The sequence below is a fragment of the Saccharomonospora halophila 8 genome, assembly GCF_000383775.1.
GTDB classification, from domain to species: Bacteria; Actinomycetota; Actinomycetes; order Mycobacteriales; family Pseudonocardiaceae; genus Saccharomonospora; species Saccharomonospora halophila.
Window position 1 is genome coordinate 66188 of the sequence record NZ_KB912527.1, and the last position, 2940, is coordinate 69127.

3 protein-coding genes are annotated in these 2940 nt (G+C 73.3%); 1 reads left to right on the forward strand and 2 read right to left on the reverse strand.

Translation table 11 applies throughout. The features are described from left to right. A partial coding sequence (locus SACHA_RS21100) for a M23 family metallopeptidase (RefSeq protein WP_039738422.1) occupies nucleotides 1-832 on the forward strand: 832 nt, incomplete at its 5' end. 112 nt (nucleotides 833-944) lie between these two features. On the opposite strand, the gene mgtE is transcribed toward SACHA_RS21100, so the two are convergent. Then, nucleotides 945-2276, reverse strand: coding sequence for a magnesium transporter (gene mgtE / locus SACHA_RS0108680; protein WP_019808878.1), 1332 nt, complete (start codon nucleotides 2274-2276; stop codon nucleotides 945-947). A 76-nt stretch (nucleotides 2277-2352) separates the two neighbouring features. Further along, nucleotides 2353-2940, reverse strand: a 588-nt coding sequence (locus tag SACHA_RS0108685) for an HAD-IC family P-type ATPase (protein WP_028663009.1), incomplete at its 5' end; no start/stop codon positions are given.

The window sequence follows — 2940 nt, forward strand, 5'->3', positions numbered from 1 at the left end:
CCGGGCCGCCGAGGCCCAGCAGCGCGTCGACGACCTCGAGGCGGCGATGCAGCAGACCCAGCAGCGGCTGGACGCCGCCGCCCGGCGCGCCGAGCAGTTCGCGGGCAGTGAGTACCGCTTCGGCAGCCTCGTCGGCCCGGTCCTCGGCTACCTCAGCTCCGACGAGGACGAGCGGTCCGGGACGTCGCTCGACGTGTCCGGCAACAGCAGCGCGGATCCGACCGGCGACCTCACGGACCGCCTCGAGGCGCAGCAGGACGCCGAGCTCGCGGCGCAGGCGAAGCTGAAGCAGACCCGCAACGCCGAGGAGAAGGCCGCCAACACGCTGGCCGAGGCGGAGAAGGCACACGGCGCCACGGTCGCCGACCTCGACGCCGCCCAGGCCCGGGTGGACGAGCTCGCCGCGGAGAAGGCCGCCCGGACGCCGGGTGGTGCCGCCGCACCGGCCGCCGGTGTGGTGCAGCCTGCCCAGGGCACCTTCACCTCCGGGTACGGCGCCCGTTGGGGCAGCTCGCACCTCGGCATCGATATCGCCAACGACATCGGCACCCCGATCGTCGCGGCCCACTCGGGCACGGTGGTCTCCTCCGGCCCGGCGAGCGGCTTCGGTCTGTGGGTGCGGGTCCAGCGGGACGACGGCCTGACCACCCTCTACGGCCACATCCACGAGTCGCTGGTCTCCGTCGGCCAGCGCGTCGAGGCGGGCCAGGAGATCGCCACGCTCGGCAACCGCGGCCAGTCCACCGGCCCGCACCTGCACTTCGGTGTGGTCGAGAACGGCCAGAAGATCGACCCGCAGGAGTGGCTGGGCCGCTTCGGCCTGAGCTACTGATCCTGCGCCGAGACGTGCGGGCCGCCTTCGCCGCCACGGACGCGGCGGGGGCGGCCCGCAGCACCATGTCGCGGGCGCGGTGCCGGATCGACGGCGGGCGCGCCCGTTTCCGTCACAGGCCGAACACGAAGCGGGCCACGAGGAAGTAGATGACCAGGCCGGTGGCGTCGACGAGCGTGGTCACCAGCGGTGCGGAGATCACGGCGGGATCGATGCCCACCCACCGGGCCAGCAGCGGCATCGTCGCGCCGATCGTGGCGGCCCAGGCGCACACCAGCACCAGGGACACGGCCACACTGGCCGCGACGGTGAACTCGACGATCAGCGTCCCGATCACCAGGCCCACGACCGCGAGGATCGCTCCGAGCAACAGCCCCACCCGGCACTCCCGCCAGGCGACCCGGGGCACGTCCCGGGTGCGGACCTCGCCCACGGCCAGTGCCCGCACCGCCGCTGTCGCCGCCTGGGCCCCGGCGTTGCCGCCCGTGCCGACGAGCAGCGGGATGAACAACGCCAGCGCCGTGATGCGCTCCAGCGTGCTCTCGAAGAACTGGAGCACGTTCACCGTCAGGGTCGCGGCCACGATGAGCAGCAGCAGCCACAGCGCCCGCGACCGCGCCAGCTGCACCACGCTCGCCGACATGTAGTGCCCGGTCCACGGGGTCGCGGCCGACTGACGGGCGATGTCCTCGGTGTCCGCGGCCTCGATGACCTCCAGGGCGTCGTCGATGGTCAGCAGCCCGAGCACCCGGTCCTCGCTGTCCACCACCGGCAGCGCCAGCAGGTTCGCGTCCTGCATCAGGCGCGCGGCCTCCTCGACGTCGTCGGTGGCCCGCACCCGCGGGGTGAAGCCGTCGGCGATCTCGGACACGGGCAGGTCCGGCGGACTGAGCACCAGGTCCCGCAGGGAGACGGTGCCCAGGAAGCACCGCCGGTCGTCGATCACCGGGAGGGTGTAGACGGTCTCCGCGTCGGGTCCCCGTCGCCGCACCACCCCGAGCGCCTCGTCCGCGGTGAACCGGTGCCGCACCGCCACCGTCTCCGGGCTCATGTACCGGCCGACGGTGTGTTCCGGGTAGCCGAGCAGCGCGGCCGTCAGCCCGCGTTCCCGGGGACTCAACCCGGCGAGGACGTGCCGGGCGAACTTCGCGGGCGCCTCCCCCAGTAACCGCGCACGGTCGTCGGGGTCCATCCCCTCGACGATGTCGCGGAACGCCCGGTCGCGGAGCCCGGAGAGCACCTTGTGCTGGTCGACCGGGTCCAGCTCCTCGAACACCGTGAGGGCGCGGTCCTTGTCGAGCAGCCGGAACAGCAGGACCGCCTCGACCTCCTCGGCACGGGCCAGCTCGTCGGCGATCTCGTACGGCGCGTGCCCGGCGAGCCACCGTCCGAGCCCGGCGATGTCGTTGCTGTCCAGCAGGTCCCGCGGAACCTCCGCTGTCATGTCCCTCCCCTCACGTCCCCTCGCGGGTACCACGCGGTAAACGCGCTACCCGCGAGCGGACGCCGAGGGACGCTTCTCAGCGAAAGGTGCGCAACCGCAGACTGTTGCTGACCACGAACACCGAGCTCAGCGCCATCGCCGCACCCGCGATCATCGGGTTGAGCAACCCGGCCGCCGCCAGTGGAAGCGCGGCGACGTTGTAGGCGAACGCCCAGAACAGGTTGCCCCGGATCGTGCCGAGGGTGCGCCGGGACAGCCGGATCGCGTCCGCGGCCACGCGCAGGTCACCCCGCACGAGTGTGAGGTCGGCCGCCTCGATCGCGACGTCGGTACCGGTGCCCATCGACAGGCCCAGGTCCGCCGCGGCGAGCGCGGGGGCGTCGTTGATGCCGTCGCCGACCATCGCCACGGCCCGCCCCTCGGAGCGCAGCCGCTCGACAACGGCGACCTTGTCGGCGGGCAGCACTTCGGCGATCACCTCGTCGATGCCGACCTCGTCGGCCACGGCACGGGCCACGGCCTCGTTGTCCCCGGTGAGCAGCACCGGCGACAGGCCGAGTCCGGTCAGCCGGGCGACGGCCCCGGCGGAGCCGGGTTTGACGGTGTCGGCCACCGACAGCACCGCGCGGACCCGGCCGTCGGCGGCCACGACGATCGCGGTCCG

Bases quoted from the DNA above. Each gene is read 5' to 3' on its own strand.
- mgtE (WP_019808878.1), bottom strand. From the start codon at position 2,276: ATGACAGCGGAGGTTCCGCGGGACCTGCTGGACAGCAACGACATCGCC.